General features: G+C 63.1%; 20 protein-coding genes. 10 read left to right on the forward strand and 10 right to left on the reverse strand.

The window, feature by feature from the left end:
• Positions 1-10 precede the first annotated feature (10 nt).
• The gene (locus tag BTM36_RS02360) at positions 11-442 is read right to left on the reverse strand and encodes a DUF1841 family protein (protein ID WP_077235065.1); all 432 of its coding nucleotides are present in this window, start codon (positions 440-442) and stop codon (positions 11-13) included.
• A 235-nt stretch (positions 443-677) separates the two neighbouring features.
• Between BTM36_RS02360 and BTM36_RS02365 the strand changes: the two genes are divergently transcribed.
• Positions 678-1925, forward strand: coding sequence for a branched-chain amino acid ABC transporter substrate-binding protein (locus BTM36_RS02365; protein ID WP_254426890.1), 1248 nt, complete (start codon positions 678-680; stop codon positions 1923-1925).
• A 47-nt stretch (positions 1926-1972) separates the two neighbouring features.
• Here the strand turns inward: BTM36_RS02365 and nth are convergent, their stop codons facing one another.
• The 6 genes from nth to BTM36_RS27555 form a co-directional block, all read right to left on the reverse strand.
• On the reverse strand, positions 1973-2623 hold the full coding sequence (nth, locus tag BTM36_RS02370) for an endonuclease III (protein WP_006465382.1): 651 nt from the start codon (positions 2621-2623) through the stop codon (positions 1973-1975).
• Positions 2620-3354: an electron transport complex subunit RsxB gene (gene rsxB / locus BTM36_RS02375; protein ID WP_254426891.1), complete on the reverse strand. Its 735-nt coding sequence runs from the start codon at positions 3352-3354 to the stop codon at positions 2620-2622. Before rsxB ends, nth begins: the two co-directional genes overlap by 4 nt.
• Positions 3355-3547: 193 nt before the next feature.
• Positions 3548-4783, reverse strand: coding sequence for a polyhydroxyalkanoate depolymerase (locus BTM36_RS02380; protein ID WP_006465384.1), 1236 nt, complete (start codon positions 4781-4783; stop codon positions 3548-3550).
• Between the two features lie 312 nt (positions 4784-5095).
• Complete coding sequence (locus BTM36_RS02385) at positions 5096-6169, reverse strand: NAD(P)/FAD-dependent oxidoreductase (RefSeq protein ID WP_006465385.1); 1074 nt, start codon at positions 6167-6169, stop codon at positions 5096-5098.
• A 303-nt stretch (positions 6170-6472) separates the two neighbouring features.
• Positions 6473-6796, reverse strand: coding sequence for a ferredoxin FdxA (gene fdxA / locus BTM36_RS02390; protein WP_006465386.1), 324 nt, complete (start codon positions 6794-6796; stop codon positions 6473-6475).
• A 7-nt stretch (positions 6797-6803) separates the two neighbouring features.
• A complete protein-coding gene (locus tag BTM36_RS27555) occupies positions 6804-7187 on the reverse strand; it encodes a hypothetical protein (protein WP_139347026.1) in 384 nt (127 codons plus the stop codon).
• Here BTM36_RS27555 and BTM36_RS02395 point away from each other — a divergent pair.
• The 4 genes from BTM36_RS02395 (at position 7171) to BTM36_RS02410 (ending at position 12401) form a co-directional block, all read left to right on the forward strand.
• Positions 7171-8424, forward strand: a complete 1254-nt coding sequence (locus BTM36_RS02395; protein ID WP_077235073.1) for an ABC transporter substrate-binding protein — start codon at positions 7171-7173, stop codon at positions 8422-8424. The genes BTM36_RS27555 and BTM36_RS02395 overlap by 17 nt on opposite strands.
• Positions 8425-8609: 185 nt before the next feature.
• Complete coding sequence (pncB, locus tag BTM36_RS02400) at positions 8610-9785, forward strand: nicotinate phosphoribosyltransferase (RefSeq protein ID WP_006465388.1); 1176 nt, start codon at positions 8610-8612, stop codon at positions 9783-9785.
• A gap of 160 nt (positions 9786-9945) precedes the next feature.
• Positions 9946-11349 carry a sodium:proton antiporter gene (locus BTM36_RS02405; protein WP_077235074.1) on the forward strand — a complete coding sequence of 468 codons (1404 nt, stop codon included), beginning with the start codon at positions 9946-9948 and terminating at the stop codon, positions 11347-11349.
• Between the two features lie 71 nt (positions 11350-11420).
• Positions 11421-12401 (forward strand): D-glycerate dehydrogenase, encoded by a 981-nt coding sequence (locus BTM36_RS02410; protein WP_006465390.1) that lies wholly within the window; start codon positions 11421-11423, stop codon positions 12399-12401.
• A 124-nt stretch (positions 12402-12525) separates the two neighbouring features.
• On the opposite strand, the gene BTM36_RS02415 is transcribed toward BTM36_RS02410, so the two are convergent.
• Positions 12526-12783 carry an acyl-CoA-binding protein gene (locus BTM36_RS02415; protein ID WP_077235077.1) on the reverse strand — a complete coding sequence of 86 codons (258 nt, stop codon included), beginning with the start codon at positions 12781-12783 and terminating at the stop codon, positions 12526-12528.
• A gap of 20 nt (positions 12784-12803) precedes the next feature.
• Positions 12804-13160, reverse strand: a complete 357-nt coding sequence (locus BTM36_RS02420; protein ID WP_006465622.1) for an FKBP-type peptidyl-prolyl cis-trans isomerase — start codon at positions 13158-13160, stop codon at positions 12804-12806.
• Positions 13161-13472: 312 nt separating this feature from the next.
• Between BTM36_RS02420 and BTM36_RS02425 the strand changes: the two genes are divergently transcribed.
• The 5 genes from BTM36_RS02425 to BTM36_RS02445 all read left to right on the forward strand — a co-directional run bounded on the left by BTM36_RS02425 (position 13473) and on the right by BTM36_RS02445 (position 18205).
• Entirely contained in the window at positions 13473-14456 is a 984-nt protein-coding gene (locus BTM36_RS02425; RefSeq protein WP_077235080.1) for a beta-propeller fold lactonase family protein, read from the forward strand.
• Between the two features lie 22 nt (positions 14457-14478).
• Positions 14479-15300 (forward strand): polysaccharide deacetylase family protein, encoded by an 822-nt coding sequence (locus tag BTM36_RS02430; RefSeq protein WP_077235081.1) that lies wholly within the window; start codon positions 14479-14481, stop codon positions 15298-15300.
• Between the two features lie 123 nt (positions 15301-15423).
• Positions 15424-16410 (forward strand): sterol desaturase family protein, encoded by a 987-nt coding sequence (locus tag BTM36_RS02435; protein ID WP_039877229.1) that lies wholly within the window; start codon positions 15424-15426, stop codon positions 16408-16410.
• On the forward strand, positions 16410-17255 hold the full coding sequence (locus BTM36_RS02440) for an EI24 domain-containing protein (RefSeq protein ID WP_077235082.1): 846 nt from the start codon (positions 16410-16412) through the stop codon (positions 17253-17255). The genes BTM36_RS02435 and BTM36_RS02440 overlap by 1 nt, the downstream gene beginning before the upstream one ends.
• Before the next feature lie 143 nt (positions 17256-17398).
• On the forward strand, positions 17399-18205 hold the full coding sequence (locus BTM36_RS02445; protein WP_077235088.1) for a molybdopterin-binding protein: 807 nt from the start codon (positions 17399-17401) through the stop codon (positions 18203-18205).
• Between the two features lie 88 nt (positions 18206-18293).
• On the opposite strand, the gene BTM36_RS02450 is transcribed toward BTM36_RS02445, so the two are convergent.
• Positions 18294-18857 (reverse strand): phasin family protein, encoded by a 564-nt coding sequence (locus BTM36_RS02450; protein WP_077235090.1) that lies wholly within the window; start codon positions 18855-18857, stop codon positions 18294-18296.
• Positions 18858-19222: the final 365 nt, after the last annotated feature.

Raw genomic sequence — 19222 nt, forward strand, 5'->3', positions numbered from 1 at the left:
CTGCAGGGAATCACCCCTGGGCACGTCGCTTGATATTCTCGATATAGGCGGCCCCGTCCGGGGGCAGGCCATTGCGCTGGGCGTTCCAGATCATCTCGCCCAGGGCTTCCATGATCTCGTGATGGGCCTCGTGCTCCGAGCCACGGCGCTGCGCCAGCGACTGGAAGGCGGCGCGGATGCCGGGCGGCTGGTCGATGGAGATCTGTTCCGTGATCGACAGGTGCATCGACAGGTGCAGGAAGGGATTGCTCTGGCCCTGCTCGACCGAGTAATCGGCGGCGATGGCGGCCTCGACGTCGCGCAGGCCGTCGTGATATTCCGGATGCTGCATGATCCAGTCGCGGGCGATGGCTTCCAGCGGCGTGAGGATTTCATGGCCCTGGTGCTTGCGATAGGCTTCGCAGAAGAAGCGGCGGACATCGTGCTGGGACGGCGTGAACATGGCGGTGCGCAATTCGGTGACAAAGCGCTATTTTACGCTGGTCTGCCGGGGCTTTCAGGCGGCCCCGGCAGAGCGGCCCCGCAGCGGCCGCAGATGAAGTACTATTCTTTCCACACAACAAGCATCTGAATAATCCATCCAAAGACCAACCTGGCCGCATCGCCGCGTGGCGGTGACAGGGGGCGTGAGGCCGGGCAGAGAGAAGGGATAGTGCATGCGTTTTGTTGGAAGCCTGATGGGGCCTCCCCGCCACGGGATGTCCTGGCTGCGGCGCGGGTCGGCTGCCTTGCTGACATGGGCCGCCGTGGCCGCGATGGCTGTGACTGCGGTGAATGCATTGAGCACGCCGGCCTGGGCAGCGCCTGCCAAGCGGGACGTGCCAGCGGTGACTGATGAGGCCGATAGCGTGGACGATACCCTGGCCATCGGTTTTGCCGGTCCGCTGAGCGGGGCCTCCATGGCCGTGGGCCGCAGCATGCAGAACGGCGTGCAACTGGCGGTAGACGAAGCCAACCAGCGCGGCCTGCGCATTGGCGGCAAATCCTATCGGCTCAAGCTGGTTTCCCAGGATGACCGGGCCGATCCCGGTACGGCGGAATACGTGGCCCGCTATCTGGTGGGGCAGCGTGTCATCGGCGTGGTCGGGCATTGGACCAGCGGTACCAGCCTGGTGGCCGCGCCCGTCTATCATGCGGCCGGCGTGATCCAGGTCACCCCTTCGGCGATGAGCCGCAAGCTGACTTCCCTGTCTTATCCGCGCATCTTCCGCACCATTCCCAACAATGAAAGCGTGGGGCGGCTGGCGGCCGATTATGCGATCGCCAGGCTGGGTGTCAAAACCGTGGTGACCATCGACGACCGTACCCCCTTCGGTCAGGGCCTGGCCGAGCAGTTTGCCCGCCAGGCAGAGGCGCAGGGGGCGAGGGTGCTGGGCCGCTATTCTGTCAGTGACAAGACCTCGGACTTCAATGCTCCATTGATGGAAGCGCGCAAACAGGCGCCCGACCTGATCTTCTTCGGCGGTCTGGACTGGCAGGCCGGCATCCTGGCCAAATCCATCCGCCGGCTCAAGCTGGAGGCCCGATTGATGGCCTCTGCCGGTACCGTTGGCTTGCCCTTCCTGATGCGTGCCGGCGCCGATGCCAATGGCGCGCTGGTGCTGGAGCCGGGTCCGCCGCAGGACAAGATGCCGGGTTGGAAGGGCTTCCGCCAGCGCTATAGCCAGAGTTTCGATTCCAATATCGACCTCTATGCCGTGTTCGCCTATGAGGCGGCACAGGCCATCATCCAGGGTATCCGCCAGGCCGGCAGCAGTGACCCGGAGCTGGTGGCCCGGGCCATGCATCGCCTGCGCTTCGAGGGTGTCAGCGGCACGGTCGCGTTCAATGAGGAGGGGGATCTGCTCAACCCCACCTTTACCATGTATGAAGTGAAGGATCAGCGCTGGGTGCCGGTGGAGCGCTTCAGCGGACTGCCGCGCTGAAGCGGCCGCGTCGGATCGGCCAGTCGCCAGTCCGGAGCTTCAGAGCTTCACACGCCCTTGGCCGGAAGTGGCGTCTTCTGCTTGAATTCACACAGATCGGCGATGATGCAGTTCCAGCACTGGGGCTTGCGCGCAATGCAGGTATAGCGGCCATGCAGGATCAGCCAGTGGTGCGCATCCTGGCGGAATTCCGGGGCGACGAACTTGATGAGCTTGCGTTCGACCTCGTCCACATCCTTGCCCGGGGCGAGGCCGGTGCGGTTGGAGACGCGGAAGATATGCGTATCCACCGCGATGGTGGGATGACCGAAGGCCGTGTTCAGGACCACGTTGGCGGTCTTGCGGCCGACTCCCGGCAGGGCTTCCAGCGCCTCGCGCGATTCCGGCACCTCGCCGCCATGCTGTTCGATCAGGATGCGGCAGGTCTCGATGACGTTCTTGGCCTTGGTGCGATACAGGCCAATGGTCTGGATATAGGGCATGAGCTGGTCCACGCCCATCCTGAAGATCGCCTCGGGCGTATTGGCCACCGGATAGAGCTTGCGGGTGGCCTTGTTGACCGAGACGTCGGTGGCCTGGGCCGAGAGCAGCACGGCGATCAGCAGTTCGAACGGGGTGGTGTATTCCAGCTCGGTGGTCGGGGTGGGATTGGCCTGGCGCAGACGTTCGAAGATCTCGCGGCGTTTGGTCGGGTTCATGCTGGCTCGCTGTCGGTCGGGTTGGTCGGCGGGGCTGGCGTGTCTTGGCTGTCTTGTGCCGCCTGCAGCTTCTTTTGCCGCGCACGTTCCATGGCGGCCTGGATGATGGCCTTCTTGCGGGCCAGTTCGGCCTGCTCTTCGGGCGTGCCGGCGGCAGCGGCTTCCACTTCCTTCAATTTGGCGGCGGCCTTGGCGGCCAGGCGGGCATCGTTTTCCAGCTTGTCGCGACGCAGACGCACCGTGCGCCAGTCGTGACGGGCACGGGCCTCGTCGGCCTGCTGCTGGCTCCAGGCCTGCCAGCCGGTGCGGCCGGGCGTGACCTCCACCATGCTGATGCAGTCCACCGGGCAAGGCGCCACGCACAGGTCACAACCGGTGCACAGGGCATCGATCACGGTATGCATCTGCTTGGCCGCGCCGGCAATGGCATCCACCGGGCAGGCCTGGATGCACAGGGTGCAGCCGATACAGACCTGTTCATCGATCACGGCCAGGCGACGCGGTTGTTCGCTGCCATGGACGGGATTGAGCGGAATCACCGGCCGGCCCAGCAACTGCGCCAGTCGCGCCACCCCTTCGGCACCACCGGGCGGGCACTGGTTGTACTCGGCACGTCCTTCGGCGATGGCTTCGGCATAGGGGCGGCAGGCGGGATAGCCGCACTTGGTGCACTGGGTCTGCGGCAGCAGGTCTTCGATACGGTCGGCCAGCGAGGCTGACGAAGTTGCCAACGTAGACAAAGGGGACAAAGGGGACGAGAAGGAGGCGGATGGCGGCACGTCGGTCGGGCAGTTCTGCAGAATAAGGGCGCTATTATCCGGCCAAACCGCGCCGAAGTCATGCCGCCAGCGCAAAGCAGAACGGCGCCGCGTTTTCACGGGCGCCGTTCCGAGGGGAGTGGCGGATCAGTCGTGCCAGCGCCGATCAGGCATTGGCGCGGATGAATTCGCCGATCTTGGGACAGACGATCTCGCGCCAGCGGCGGCCCGAGAAGATGCCGTAGTGGCCGGCCTTGGGCACGGTGAAGTGCTGCTTGCGCGCCTTGGGGATGCTGCTGCACAGTTCCTGCGCGGCCTGGGTCTGGCCGGAGCCGGAGATGTCATCCAGTTCGCCTTCGATGGTGAAGAGGGCGACCGACTTGATGTCCTGCGGGCGCACCGGCTTGCCTTCGATTTCCCAGGTGCCACGGGCCAGGTTGAAGTCCTGGAACACCACCTTGATGGTTTCCAGGTAGAACTCGGCCGGCATGTCCAGCACGGCGTTGTACTCGTCGTAGAACTTGCGGTGTTCCTCGGCCGAGGCGTCGTCGCCATCGCGCAGGTGCATGTAGAAATCCCAGTGGCTCTGGGCATGGCGGCGCGGGTTCATGGCCACGAAGCCGGCGTGCTGCAGGAAGCCCGGGTAGACCTTGCGACCGAAGCCGGGATAGTTGGCCGGGACGCTGTAGATCACCGTGTTCTCGAACCAGGAGAAGGGCTTTTCGGTGGCCAGGTCGTTCACCGAGGTGGGCGACTTGCGGGCATCGATGGGGCCGCCCATCATGGTCATGCTCCTGGGCAGCTTGGGATCGTTGGCGCTGGCCATCAGCGCGATGGCGGCCAGCACCGGCACGGTCGGCTGGCAGACCGAGATCACGTGCACGTCCGGACCCAGGGTGCGGATGAAGTCCTGGACGTAGTAGACGTAGTCATGCAGGTGGAATTCGCCCTGTTCGACCGGCACCATGCGGGCATCGGTCCAGTCGGTGATGAAAACGTCATGTTCCTGCAGCAGGGCGCGCACGGTTTCGCGCAGCAGGGTGGAGTGGTGGCCGGACAGCGGCGCTACCACCAGCACGGTCGGCTGCTTGAGGGCGGCAATCTGGCGCGCGTTGAGATCCTTCTTGAAGTGGATCAGGCGGGCGAAGGGTTTTTCCTCCACCACTTCCTCGACGATGCCAGTGGGCTTGCCATCGACCGGCACTTCGCCGATGTTGAACTGCGGCTTTTCGTATTCCTTGGACAGGCGATAGAGCAGCTCATAGCCGGCGGCGATGCGCTGCGAGAAGGGGGTGTGGGCGAGCGGGGAAACCGGGTCCGAGAAGAGTTTGGCCGAGGTTTCGGCCCATTGCATCATCGGGTTCAGAAACGCGCGATTGAGTTCATGCAGTTGATAAAGCATAGCTGACCTTTATACAAGCACTGGCTGGCCTGCCTGCCAGGCGGATAGCCCGGACCAGGTGCGCAGCAAGCATGTGCCACAAACGTTTGGCGACGATCATCGGCTGACAAATTCATATTGTGATTAATTTGTCAACTTTTTCCTTGTTGCGACGCAGTAGCATAGCACGCTTTGCCTTACGCCCTGCTTGCTGGTCAGACCAGTGGCTTGCAGTCCACAAGTTCATGCAAAACTTTGCGGAAACAAAAAGCCCCCGTGCGGGACGGGGGCTTTGAGTGGCAGCGCGGCTGCCTTGGTGCGGGCAGTGCAGCCTCAGTCGAAGACCGGGCTTTCCACGCCCAGGATCTTGTGCAGCTTGGGCGAGGTGGTGGTGTACTGCATGTGGATCTTCTTTTCCGGGAAGATGTAGGGCGCAGCGCCGAAGGCGGCCAGCGCGGCTTCGTGGAAGCCCGACAGGATCAGCTTCTTCTTGCCCGGATAGGTGTTGATGTCACCCACGGCGAAGATGCCCGGGATGTTGGTCTCGAACTTCTCGGTATCGACCACCTTCAGTTGCTTGCGCTCGATATCCAGGCCCCACTCGGCGATCGGGCCCAGCTTGGGCGAGAGGCCGAAGAAGACCAGCAGCATGTCCAGCGGCAGGCGGCGGGTGACGCCGTCGGCACCGGTGACCTTGACCTCGGCCAGCTTGCCGTCCTTGATCTCGGTGCCGGTGACCTGGCCGATCACCAGCTGCATCTCGTACTGTTCGCACAGTTCCTTCATCTTGGCCACCGACGCCGGCGCGGCGCGGAATTCCTCGCGACGATGCAGCAGGATCACCGATTCGGCCTTGCCCACGAAGTTCAGCGCCCAGTCCAGGGCGGAGTCGCCGCCGCCGCAGATGACGATGTTCTTGCCTTCGAACAGGGCCGGTTCCTTGACGCGGTAGAACACCTGCGAGCCTTCGAACTGTTCGATGCCCTCGACCTTCAGGGTGCGCGGCTGGAACGAGCCCACACCTGCGGCGATGAAGATGGTCTTGGTAATGAAGCGGGTGCCGGTGGAGGTCTCGACGTCGAAACGACCATCTTCGCGCTTGTTGACCAGGGTCACTTCCTGGCCCAGGTGGAAGGTGGGCGAGAAGGGCTCGATCTGCTTCAACAGGTTGTCGGTCAGTTCCTGGCCGGTGCAGACCGGCACGGCCGGGATGTCATAGATGGGCTTGTCCGGGTAGAGCTCCACGCACTGGCCGCCGACGACGGGCAGCGAATCGATCACGTGCGCCTTGATTTCCAAGAGGCCGAGTTCGAACACCTGGAACAGGCCGACCGGGCCGGCGCCGATGATGACGGCATCGGCATCGATGACGCCGTTGACTGCCGCGCTCTGGACATTGTTTTCCATGATTTTCTTGATATTCCTGTTTCAGTAGATCAGTAGAGAGGCTTTTCGCACTTGCGCGTTGCGCGACTGGCTAACGGCGTGGGCCGCATGGCGGTGGATCGGCCAGGTAAAGACGGTGCATAAAGAGGGTGCTGCAGGCCTGCACCGCTTCGGCAACGCCAACCCATGAGGCTGGCAGGGGCTTTGCGGAGGGCCAAATACAAACGGCTGCGCATCTGGCTGGGACGATGGTGCTGCCAGGCTGGATGCGCAACCGCAATTCTGGGCGGGTTCGGGCCCGACCGGCTTGATCTGCCGCAGCGATCAGCGCTGCAGGTATTGCAGCTTGTCGGTCTTGTCCTTCCATTCCTCGGCGTCCGGCAGCGGGGCCTTGGTCTTGGTGATGGAGGGCCAGCTGCGGGACAGGTCGGCGTTCAGGGCGATGTATGGCTGCTGGTCGGCCGGCACGTCTTCTTCCGCGTAGATCGCATTGACCGGGCATTCGGCCACGCACACGGCGCAGTCGATGCATTCGTCCGGGTCAATCGCGAGGAAATTGGGGCCTTCGCGGAAACAATCCACCGGGCAAACATCCACGCAATCCGTGTAGCGGCAACGGACGCAGGAATCGGTGACAACGTGGGTCATAACTGTCCTATCTGTAAAATTTCTTCAAACCGATGGCTAACTGCGCCGCAATTGATGGCAATATGGCACGGTTAAAATCATGTTGCGGTTGGTCAACCTGTTGTCGAGGTCCATTTTGCGCGCATCCTGCTGCATCCTCCGCCTTGTGGGCGCCCTTGGGATGCCGCTGCGCAACCCGCCGCAAAGCCTTGTATTTTAAGGTAATTCGATTTTTCCCACAAATGAGGCTTATACAGTTTACGTATAAGTAAATAAACAAGCTCGCCACCAGACCCGCCGCCGCCAAGGTCTTCCGGATGCTGCCTCCGCGCACGGAACAAGGCCGCCAGGCGTGCCGGTCGATGCCGCGCATCAACTGATAAGGAAGTCCCGGCGTGAACGCTGAAGACACCAGACCCTCTCCCCTGCGTCGTTCCCTGCTGCCGGCCGTACTGGGCCTGCTGGCCGCGCTGGCCTTGCCGCTGGCGCCGGTGGTCCCGGCCAAGGCCGCCGAAGCCATCCGCATCGGTGAGATCAATAGCCAGGGGCGCCAGTCACTTTCCGGGCAAGCCTACCGCAATGGGCTGGCGCTGGCCCTGGAGCAGATCAATGAAGCCGGTGGTGTGCATGGCCGGCCATTGCAGCTGGTGGTGCGGGACGACGATGGCGACGCCGACCAGGCTGCCCGCAACGCCAGGGAACTGGTCAGCAAGGAACGCGTCGAGGTGCTGACCGGCACCATGCTCTCCGACGTGGCCCTGGCGGTGGCGCGCGAAGCCGCCCGCGGCAAGACCGTGCTGGTGGTGGGCGATGCCCTGTCGGACGCCATCACCCTGGACAAGGGCAACCGTTTCACCTTCCGCGTGCGTCCCTCGACCTACATGCAGGCCGCCATGCTGGCCGAACAGGCCGCGCGCCTGCCCGGACGGCGCTGGGCGGTGGTGGCCCCCAACTATGAATACGGCCAGAGCGCCGTGGCCAGCTTCAAGATGTTGTTGAAGCAGGCCCGCCCGGATGTGGAATTCGTCAGCGACCAGTGGCCGGCGCTGGGCAAGATCAAGGCCGACGACGTGGTGCGGGCGATCCGCCAGTCGCGGCCGGACGGCATCTTCAACGCCACCTTCGGCGACGACCTGCAGAAGTTCGTGCAGGCCGGCAACCGCCTGCAACTCTTCAATGGCGTGCAGGTGGTGTCGCTGGCCTCGGCCGGCGCCCAAAGCCTGGACCCTTCACAAAGCGAGGCGATCCGCGACTGGCTGGCCGTCGGCTACCCCTGGGACCAGATCAACACCCCCGAACATCAGCGCTTCCTGGAAGCCTATCTGAAGAAATTCAGCGAACGCCCGCAGCTGTCGTCCGTTTTGGGCTATTCCACGATGATGGCCATCGCCGCCGGCCTGAAGAAAAGTGAAGGAAATGACGGCGAGGCCCTGGTAGAGGCCCTGCGCGGCCTGCACTGGTCTTCGCCGCTGGGCGAGCTCAGCTTCCGCGCCCTGGACCAGCAAGCGTCCATGGGTGCCTTCATCGGGCTGGTGTCGCAAAAGGACGGTCGCAGCACCATGCGCGAGTGGCGCTACCTGGATGGCAGCGCCTATCTGCCGCCAGCTACCTACGTGCGCAGCCGCCGTCCGGGCTCGGCCACCCGATGATCGCCTGCCGGCACGCCCAATGCCCCCTTGGCGCAGGGGGCTTTGCCATCGCCGATCTCGGTTAAGATAGCGCACGCGGCGCCCGAGGGTGCCGCCAAGGCATGGCGCGGGACCGCTCCGGGGCGACCCGCCATGCACGTGGACCATCAACATGGCAGCATGCGGGGCATCCGCATCCGGACTTCATGATCATCACTTCCTTACTCGACACCGACCTGTACAAATTCACGATGATGCAGGTGGTGCTGCATCACTTCCCCGGCGCCCAAGTCGAATATCGCTTCAAATGCCGCAACGAGCACATCGATCTGACCCCCTACGTCGAGGAAATCCGCGCCGAGATCGCCGCCCTGTGCCGCTTGCGCTTCAAGGAAGACGAACTGAACTACCTGCGCGGCCTGCGCTTCATCAAGAGTGACTTCGTCGACTTCCTCGACCTGTTCCACCTGAACGAAAAGTACATCACCGTCCAGCCCGACCCGGCCGGCAACGGCGAGATCGAGATCAGCGTCAAGGGCCCCTGGCTGCACACCATCATGTTCGAAGTGCCGGTGCTGGCCATCGTCAATGAAGTCTATTTCCGCGCCACCCAGCGCACACCCGACCTGGAAGAGGGCAGGGCGCGCCTGCGCCGGAAGATGTCGGTCATCACCGACGACGCCGAACTGGCCGGCTGCAAGATCGCCGACTACGGCACCCGCCGCCGCTTCTCGCGCAGCTGGCATGCCGAAGTCATCGACGAGATGAAGCAGCACATGGGCGAGCACTTCGCCGGTACTTCCAATGTGATGTACGCCATGCAGCACGACTTGACGCCCCTGGGCACCATGGCCCACGAATACCTGCAGGCCTGCCAGGCCCTCGGTCCGCGCCTGCGCGATTCACAGACCTTCGCTTTCGAGATGTGGGCGCGTGAATATCGCGGCGACCTGGGTATTACGCTCTCCGACGTCTATGGCATGGATGCCTTCCTGCGCGACTATGACATGTACTTCTGCAAGCTCTTCGACGGTGCGCGCCACGACTCGGGTGACCCCTTCGAATGGGGCGAGCGCCTGATCCAGCATTACCGCGACAATCGCGTCGATCCCTCCAGCAAGGTGCTGGTGTTCTCCGACAGCCTGGACTTCGACAAGGTGCGCGCCCTGTACCTGCGCTTCAAGGACCGCGCCAAGGTCGCCTTCGGCGTAGGCACCAACCTGACCAACGACCTGGGCTATACGCCCCTGCAGGTGGTCATGAAGATGGTGCGCTGCAACGGCCAGCCGGTGGCGAAGCTCTCCGACACCCCGTCCAAGAACATGTGCGATGACCCGGCTTATGTGAACTATCTGCGCCAGGTGTTCCAGATCAAGGCCTGACCGGGTTTGCGCGGCACAGAGCGGATTTGATCAATAGCTGAAAGTTTTTTCACTGGCCGGTTTTCGCGCGCCGGCGGCAAGTCGGCTGCTATAGTGTGGCTCCCCGTCGTCGGCTGTCATGGTGGCGGGTTTTTCTTCACTGCCATCTTGAGGACGACACTTGCCGCTCAACGCCATCCTCCTTGCCCTGTCGGGTTTGACGCTCCCCCTGTCGGCTCAGGCCGCCGATCTTGACGGCGCCGGCCTGTCGCTGGTCTGGGCCCTCCCATTTGCCGGCGTATTGCTTTCCATCGCCGTGCTGCCACTGCTGGCCCCGTCGCTATGGCATCACCATTTCGGCAAGATCGCCGGCGCCTGGGCGCTGGCTTTGCTGCTGCCGCTGGCTGCCACGCAGGGCCTGCACGCAGCGCTGGCCATCAGCGTGCATGCGCTGGTGGCGGAATATCTTCCCTTCATCATCCTGCTGACCGCCCTCTTCACGGTGGCCGGTGGCATCTGCGTGCGCGGCAACCTGCATGGCACGCCGGCCTTGAATACCGGGCTGCTGGCGCTGGGCACCCTGCTGGCCAGCATCATGGGCACCACTGGCGCGGCCATGCTGCTGATCCGCCCCCTGATCCGCGCCAACGACGACCGCAAGCACTCCGTGCATGTGGTGGTGTTCTTCATCTTCCTGGTGGCCAATGCCGGTGGTTCGCTCACGCCGCTGGGTGATCCGCCGTTGTTCCTGGGCTTTTTGAAGGGGGTGGACTTCTTCTGGACCGCACGCCACCTGGTGGCGCCGATGGCCTTCCTGTGCGGCGCGCTGCTGCTGATCTTCTACCTGCTGGACCGGCACTTCTACCTCAACCGCGAAGAGCGCCGCCCGCTCGACCCCACGCCAGACTCGTCGCTGCAGCTGGAAGGCAGTGTCAACTTCCTGCTGCTGGCAGTGGTGGTCGGGCTGGTGCTCATGAGCGGCCTGTGGAAGCCCGGCGTGGCCACCGAGTTGATGGGGGCGCCGCTGGAATGGCAGAACCTGCTGCGCGATGGCGCCTTGCTGCTGGTGATCCTGCTGTCGCTGTGGCTGACCCCCGGCAGCGCCCGTGCCGGCAATGAGTTCGGCTGGGGGCCGATGCTGGAGGTGGGCAAGCTCTTCGCCGCCATCTTCCTCACCATCGCCCCGGTCATCGCCATGCTGCGCGCGGGCGAGCAGGGCGCATTTGCCACCGTGGTGCGCGCCGTGACCGGCCCCGACGGCCGGCCTGACGATGTGATGTATTTCTGGATGACCGGCCTGCTGTCTTCCTTCCTCGACAATGCACCGACCTATCTGGTCTTCTTCAACACCGCATCGGGTGATGCCCGGGAACTGATGGGGCCGCTGGCCTCGACCCTGGCGGCCATTTCTGCCGGTGCCGTCTTCATGGGGGCCAACAGCTATATCGGCAATGCACCCAACATGATGGTCAAGGCCATCGCCGAGGAGCGCGGTATCCGCATGCCCAGTTTCTTCGGCTACATGGCGTGGTCGGTGGGCATCCTGGTGCCGCTGTTCATCGTCATGAGTTTCCTGTTCTTCTAATCATCCGAATTCCTGAATTACTGTTCACCCAAGCGCATCCAACGAGACATTTCGAGACACTACGAGACCCCATGAAACCAAAGATCTTCGTCGCCCGCGCCGTCTTCCCTGAAGTATTGGCGCGTCTGGAGCAGCACTTCGAGGTCGAGTCCAACCAGGACGACCGCATCTACACTGCCGATGAACTGCAGGCCAAGGCCCAGGGCAAGGTCGGCCTCTTCACCACACCCAGCGAACCGGTCACGGCGGCGCTGTTCGCCGCCAATCCGCAACTCAAGGCGGTCTGCAACATGGCCGTGGGCTACAACAACATCGACGTGGCCGCCGCCACCCGCGCCGGCGTGATGGCCACCAATACGCCCGACGTGCTCAACGAGACCACCGCCGACTTCGGCTGGGCGCTGATGATGGCGGCGGCCCGTCGCATCACCGAATCGGAGCACTTCCTGCGCGCCGGCCAGTGGAAGAAGTGGAGTTACGACAGCTTCGTCGGCCCCGACATCCATGGCGCCACCCTGGGCATCATCGGCATGGGCCGCATCGGCCAGGCCATCGCCCGCCGCTCGCTGGGCTTCGACATGCAGGTGCTGTACCACAACCGCTCGCGCCTGGCGCCGGAGCAGGAGGCGCGTGCCAACCACGCGCGCTACGTCAGCAAGGAAGATCTGCTCCGGCAGGCCGACCACGTGGTGCTGGTGCTGCCCTATTCGAAAGACACCCACCACACCATCGGCGCCGCCGAGCTGGCGCTGATGAAGCCGACCGCCACCCTGACCAATATCGCCCGTGGCGGCATCGTCGATGATGCCGCCCTGATCGCCGCCCTGCGTGAAGGCCGCATCGCCGCGGCCGGCGTGGACGTGTTCGAGAACGAGCCGGCCTTCAAGCCGGAATTCCTTGACCTCAGCAATGTGGTGCTCACTCCCCACATCGCCAGCGCCTCCACCCCCACGCGCCTGGCCATGGCCAATTGCGCCGCCGGCAACCTGATTGCCGCCTTGTCCGGCCAGCGCCCGCCCAATCTGCTCAATCCGGACGTGGTCAAGGGCTGATCCAGCCACATTGCGGCAAAACAAAACGACAAAACAAAATGGGCGCACCCGATCAAGGGTGCGCCCATGTTTTTGCGCTTTCGCTTCCGGTATGCGGCAACAGCTAACGGCTGCCGCACCCGCATCAACCCTTCAGGTCATTGAAGATATCGATGTATTCCTGCTGCGCTTCGGCTTGCGGCTTGCCCTTGAGCGCGGCCCAGGCGTCGAACTTGGCGCGGGCCACGAAATCGGTCATGCCCGGGCGCTCGCCCTGCACGTCGCCGTTGCTGCCCTGCTTGTAGAGGCCATACATCTTCAGCAGGGTCATGTTGTCGGGACGCTCGGGCAGGCTCTTGGATTCGGCCACGGCCGCTTCGAACTGTTCTTGCAGGGTGCTCATGTCTCTCTCCTCCAGCGGGCTCAGACGCCCAGCAGTTCGACTTCGAAGATCAGGGTGGCATTGGGCGGAATCACGCCGCCAGCGCCGCGTGCGCCATAACCCAGGCCGGCCGGGATGATCAGCTTGCGGGTGCCACCGACCTTCATGCCTTGCACGCCTTCGTCCCAGCCCTTGATCACATGGCCTGCGCCCAGCGGGAAGGCGAACGGGTCATTGCGGTCCTTGCTGGAATCGAACTTGCTGCCGGCGCTGCCGTCTGCATTCTGCAGCCAGCCGGTGTAATGCACGGTGACATGGCTGCCGGCCTTGGCTTCGTCGCCCGAGCCTACGGTGATTTCTTCATATTGCAGCCCGGAAGCTGTGGTGATCGTGGACATCTTGTTCCTTTCGGTGAGGGGATGGGGTGTGCGCGGCCTGGCTGTTCATGTTGGATGGAGTGGAACTGATGGATAGTACCCGCAGGCAATTTTTCCGCCGTCCGTGTCCACCTGCGCGTCGCCGCATGGCGACAGGCTTGCAGGCCGCTCCGGCAGCGGCATGCGACCGGAACGGCAGGCAGTGTAAACCAAAAATTGAAATTTTTTCATATTGCGTCAGTGGGCTGTCAGCGGGATGCCTCTGGCATGCGTTAAGAACCCAGGACGTGCTCCGTGCACGATGAGATCAGGCATTTTTGTGTAAAGTTCGTCATGTTGCGTCGATTCAGCCAACTTTTATCCCTTTCCCTCCGCGCAGCATGTGTGTCGGCCGTTCTCGCGGTGTCCGCCCATGCCAATGTGGTGGTGGTACTCAACTCCGGCGACGCCTCGGTGTCGCTGCTGGACCAGAGCGGTGAGAAGGAGCTCTCCACCTTCTCGGTCGGCAAGGAACCACACCACCTGATGGCCACCCCGGACAACAAGTCCCTCATCGTAGCCAGCGCCACCGGCAACCAGCTGCTGTTCCTGGACCCCAAGACCGGTGCCGTGCAGCGCAAGATCCGCGACATCATCGACCCCTACCAGATCGGCTTCACCCCCGACCAGAAGTGGTTCGTGGCCACCGGCCTGCGCCTGGACCGGGTCGATGTCTACAGCTATGACGGCCAGGACCTGAAGCTGTCCAAGCGCATCCCGCTGGCCAAGACGCCCAGCCACATCGCCTTCGACAACGACAGCACCATCGCCTTCATCACCCAGCAGGGCAGCGACCAGATCAGCGCCATCGACCTGGCTACCCAGCAGGTCAAGTGGACCATGCCAGTGGGCAAGCTGCCGGCCGGCATCGTCATGACCCCGGACAACAAGTACCTGCTGGTGGGCATCATGGGTTCGGACTATGTCGAGGTGATCGACTGGCGCACCCAGAAGATGGTCAAGAAGATCAAGACCGGCGTCGGCGCCCACAACTTCCGTGGCCAGGGTGACAAGCGCTTCATCTATGTCTCCAACCGCGTGGCCAATACCATCAGCATCGTCGACATGACCACACTGGAAAACGTCGGTACCATCAAGGTCCCTGGCGGCCCGGACTGCATGGAAGTCACCGCCGACGGCAAGACCATGTGGGCCACGCTGCGCTGGAGCAAGAAGGTCGCGGTGATCGACCTGGCCAGCCGCACGGTGACCAAGGTGATCCCGGTGGGCCGTTCGCCGCACGGCATCTACCTGTACAACCGGGCGCCCGATATCTGATCCTGCCGATGACTGCTCCACGATGACGCTGTCCCTCTCGAACCAGACCCTGCGCGGCCTGTGCCTGTTCGCCATCCTGGCGGCCGGCCAGGCCGTTGCGCAATCCGCCGCACCCGAGGCCGCCGCCTGCAAGGGGCACATCTACCTCACCTTCGATACCGGCAGCCAGTCCCAGGCCGAACTGATCGAGCAGACCCTGCTGCGCCACCATATCAAGGCCACCTTCTTCCTTGCCAACGAGAAGACCATCCACGGAGACTACTCCCTGGATCCGGCCTGGGCACCGCTGTGGAAGCGGCTGGTGGCCGAGGGCCATGCCTTCGGCACCCATACCTTCGACCATGTCTACGTGGTTCGCGACCTGCCGGATGGCAAGGTCGAGGTGCGGCCGCAATTCGGGGCGCAGGCCGGCAAGAAGCTGCAATGGACCCCGGCCCAGTATTGCCTGGAGATGCAGCGCGTGGACCAGCGCTTCCAGCAGCTGACCGGGCACAAGCTCGACCCGCTGTGGCGCGCCCCCGGCGGGCGCCTCACGCACAACCTGCTCAAGGCCGGTCAGGCCTGCGGCTACGCCCATGTGGCCTGGGCGCCGGCCGGTTTTTCCGGTGACGAACTGCCCAGCGACAAATTCCCCAACGAGGTGTTGCTGAAAAAGGCGCTCGATGGCCTCAAGGATGGTGATATCTTCCTGGCCCATATGGGCATCTGGTCGCGCCAGGACCCCTGGGCGCCGGCCGTGCTGGAACCCTTGATCAGCGGGCTGGAGCAGAAGGGATACTGCTTTGCCACCCTGCGCGAACATCCGGCCTACCGCCACCTGTTTGGTGCCGGCAAGGAACACTGAACGCCGCTGCCAGTCGAACCGGCGCCGAGGCCAGGGGAGCCCGGCGCACCGTCGGCCCGCAGCTCCGCGGCCCTGCAGCCCGTTCACAGCGGCATACCGTCATACCGATTCAAGCTATCCATGATCATCCAGACCATTTCCGACCTCTTTGCCACCGTCCAGGGCTGGCTTTTCGAGACCCTGATACAGCCGCTGGTGTTCTTCACCGGCATGGGCGAATTCGTCGAGGAAGCCTTCACCGGCACCGAATTCGTCCTGGTAGGCCTGTGCGAACTGGTGATCCTGTTCCTCATCCTGCGCCCGCTGGAGGCCGCCATCCCGGTCCATCCCATCACCGACCCGCGCGCGCGCTGGAATGATTTCATCTACACCGTCCTGCAGCGGCTGGGCATCATCCCCATCATCGCCTTCCTGCTGCTCGATCCGTCCCTGTCCTACCTGTCCGAGGCCTTGCACCTGGAAGGCTGGGGGACCTTCAACCTGGATCAGATCTGGCCCGGCGTGACCGACCGTGCCCTGGTCAGTTTCCTGCTCTACATGGTGGTGCTGGACCTGTGCGAATACGTCTACCACTGGGCGCAGCACAATGTGCGCTGGATGTGGGCCCTGCACAGCCTGCACCATAGCCAGCAGAACATGAACCTGTGGAGCGACGACCGCAACCACATGCTAGACAACCTGGTGCACGACATGATCTTCGGTCTCATCGCCGTGCTGATCGGCGTGGAGCCCTCGCAATACATCCTGCTGGTCTCGCTCTCGCGCATGCTGCAAAGCCTGCAGCATGCCAATGTGCGCATCCATTTCGGCCGCATCGGCGAATACCTGCTGGTCTCGCCGCGTTTTCACCGCACCCATCACGCCATCGGCCTGGGCCATGAAAGCCGGGGCCGCAATTCGCTGGGCGGCCATAACTTCGCCGTGCTGTTCCCGATCTGGGATGTGATCTTCCGTACTGCCCACTTCAGCCAGGGCTTCGCCATGACCGGCGTGCGCGACCAGCTGCCGGCACCGGCCGGCCGTGGTCGCGACTATGGGCGCGGCTTCTGGATGCAGCAATGGCTGGGCATCAAGCGCCTGGTTGAATTCACCCGCAGGAAGCCACGCTGATGCGAATTTTCCTGGCCTCCTTCGGTCGCGCCCTGCTGGCGCAGCTGCATATCCGCATGCTGTGGCTGACCGTGCTGCCTTTCCTGGTGTCCCTGGCGCTGTGGGCGGTCTGCCTGTGGCTGGGCCTGCAACCCATCATCGACTGGCTGCAGGCCTATTTCGTGACCAACAGCATGTTCGGGGAAATCGGCAGCATGCTGGCCTGGTTCGGCATGGCGACCCTGAAGACGGTGCTGGTGCCGCTCCTGGCGATGTGGACGCTACTGCCGCTGATGATCCTCACGGCACTGGTCTTCGTCGGCCTGTTCACGATTCCGGCCATTTCCCGTCACATCGGTGCGCGCCACTATCCCATGCTCTCCAAGCGCCATGGCGGCAGCGTCGCCGGCAGCCTGTGGACCTCGCTGTGGTGCTTTGCCGTCTTCACCATCCTGTGGCTGGCCACGATCTGGGTATTCCTGATCCCGCCGCTGGCCTTCGTGATCCATTCGCTGCTCTGGGGATGGCTGACCTATCGCGTCATGGCCTACGACACCCTGGCCGACTACGCCAGCAGCGAGGAGCGGCACGCCGTGTTGCGCCTGCATCGCTGGCCGTTGCTGGCGGTGGGTACCATTGCCGGCGCACTGGGTGCGGCGCCCACCCTGCTGTGGCTGGGTGGGGTGCTGTCGGTGGTCTTCCTGCCCGTGCTGGCCGGGGTGGCGATCTGGCTGTATGTGCTGGTGTTCGTCTTTACCGCGCTGTGGTTCCAGTTCTATTGCCTGGAAGCGCTGCTGCGCTACCGCAGCGGGCAGCCACCGGATGGCCCGGTAGACGGTGCAGTCATCGATGTGGCACCGCGTTGAAGTCTCGTTGAGCCGCGTTGAAGCCTGATTGACGCCAGGTGCTGGTACAAGGTGGGTGGCGGGGCAGGGCGCGGCCTGCCACGGCGCTGCTGAATGGGGCATAATCGCCGCCATCTTTCTTCAACTTTCTGGCGGGTAGACGCATGGCATTCGGACTCATCATCATCGGCGACGAAATCCTCTCGGGACGCCGTATCGACAAGCATTTCCCCAAGGTCTTGGAACTGCTCGGCCAGCGCGGCCTGCAGTTGTCCTGGGCGGAATATCTGGGCGACGACCCCGACCGCATCACCGCCACCCTGAAGCGCACGCTGGCCACCCAGGACGTGGTGTTCTGCACCGGCGGCATCGGCGCCACCCCGGACGACCACACCCGCCAGTGCGCAGCGGCTGCGCTGGGCGTGCCGGTGGTGCTGCATCCCCAGGCCAAGGAAAAGATCCAGGAGCGCATCGCCGACATGGCCCGCGAATCCGGTGCCACACCCGACTTCGACGCACCCGAAAACCAGCACCGCCTGAAGATGGGCGAGTTCCCGCAGGGCGCCTCCATCATCCCCAATCCCTATAACAAGATTCCCGGCTTTTCCCTGCCCAATACCAGCGGCGAAGGCGCCCATTACTTCGCGCCAGGCTTCCCCGTGATGGCCTGGCCGATGTTCGAATGGGTGCTGGAAAACAAATACGCTGACCAGTTCCACCGCCATGCCTGGGCCGAACGTTCGATGCTGGTGTACGAGGCGATGGAATCGACCCTGACCCCGCTGATGGAAGCCATCGAGGCGCAATTCCCGCTGGTGAAGGTGTTCAGCCTGCCGCACGTGGGCGACCAGCAGACGCGCCGCCATATCGACCTGGGCGTCAAGGGTGACCCCACGCAGGTGGAACCGGCCTTCGAGAAGATGCAAGAAGGCCTGCGCGCCCTGCGTGCCGAGTTCCAGATCAGCGCCTGAAACGCGCAACGCCAGACGCAAAAAGGCCCCGGTCCAGCCGGGGCCTTTCAGCAATCGGCGCGAGCGCCGGATTGTTGATTACGTTTGATTACTTTTTGGCAGCGCGGGTCACCTTGGCGCCAGCCTGGGACATCTGGTCCACGGCGTTGCTGACATTGGCTTCCAGCACTTCAGCGGCCTGCTTGGCGTTCTTGGTGAACTGTTCGTAGCCGGCGCTCATGTTGCCGATGGCCGACTTGAACATCGAGATGGCCTGTTCCGAACCGGCCGGGGCGTTCTTGGCCGCTTCGTCGATCATGGCCACCACCTTGCGGTTGACTTCGGCGATCTGCGCTTCGGCAGCCTTGGTCAGTTCCGACTGGGTGCTGGAGAAGATGCCGCTCAGGTGACGGCCGTAGGCGACCGACTTTTCCAGCGTGGGCTGGGCATGTGCGCTGGAGAGGGTGAAGAATTCCTGCGGGTCCTTGGCAGCGAACAGCTTCTGGGCCGCAGCCTGGCTTTCTTCGAGCGAGGACTTGGCGGCCTTCAGGTTCAGGTCCACCAGCTTTTCCATGCCTTCAAAGGTCTTGCTCGCCAACTGGCTGAAGAGCGCGATCTGGGCTTCGGCATTGGCTTTGGCAGCAGCAGAAAATTGCTCGGTGTAGTTCGTCATGTTGAAACATCCTTCTCGGTGATAGGTTGATGAACAATGCTGCGACAGTGATTGCTTACGGACCAATCTGAAGGGAAAGGTGGATCTCCGCTGAAATTTCTTGTTTGAATATGATGCATTGCACAAGGCGGATTCTAGTTTAATCGTGCATAAAGTCAAACGTTTCATCGCGTGAGAACTGCGAAAAGTGTTTCAAAATTGATCCACGTCTAATCAAAGACTTACGTGATTTTTGAAAAGGAATTCGATTCTTTTTCTACTTGCTGTCGAGCTAATGAAATTACGTTATCAATGCGCTGCGCGCAATCGTTTGCGCCGCATCGCAAAACGCTTATTGCAATGCGGAAACCCGTATCAACAGGAAG

This window comes from Herbaspirillum sp. VT-16-41 (assembly GCF_001994935.1).
GTDB lineage: Bacteria > Pseudomonadota > Gammaproteobacteria > Burkholderiales > Burkholderiaceae_D > Herbaspirillum > Herbaspirillum frisingense.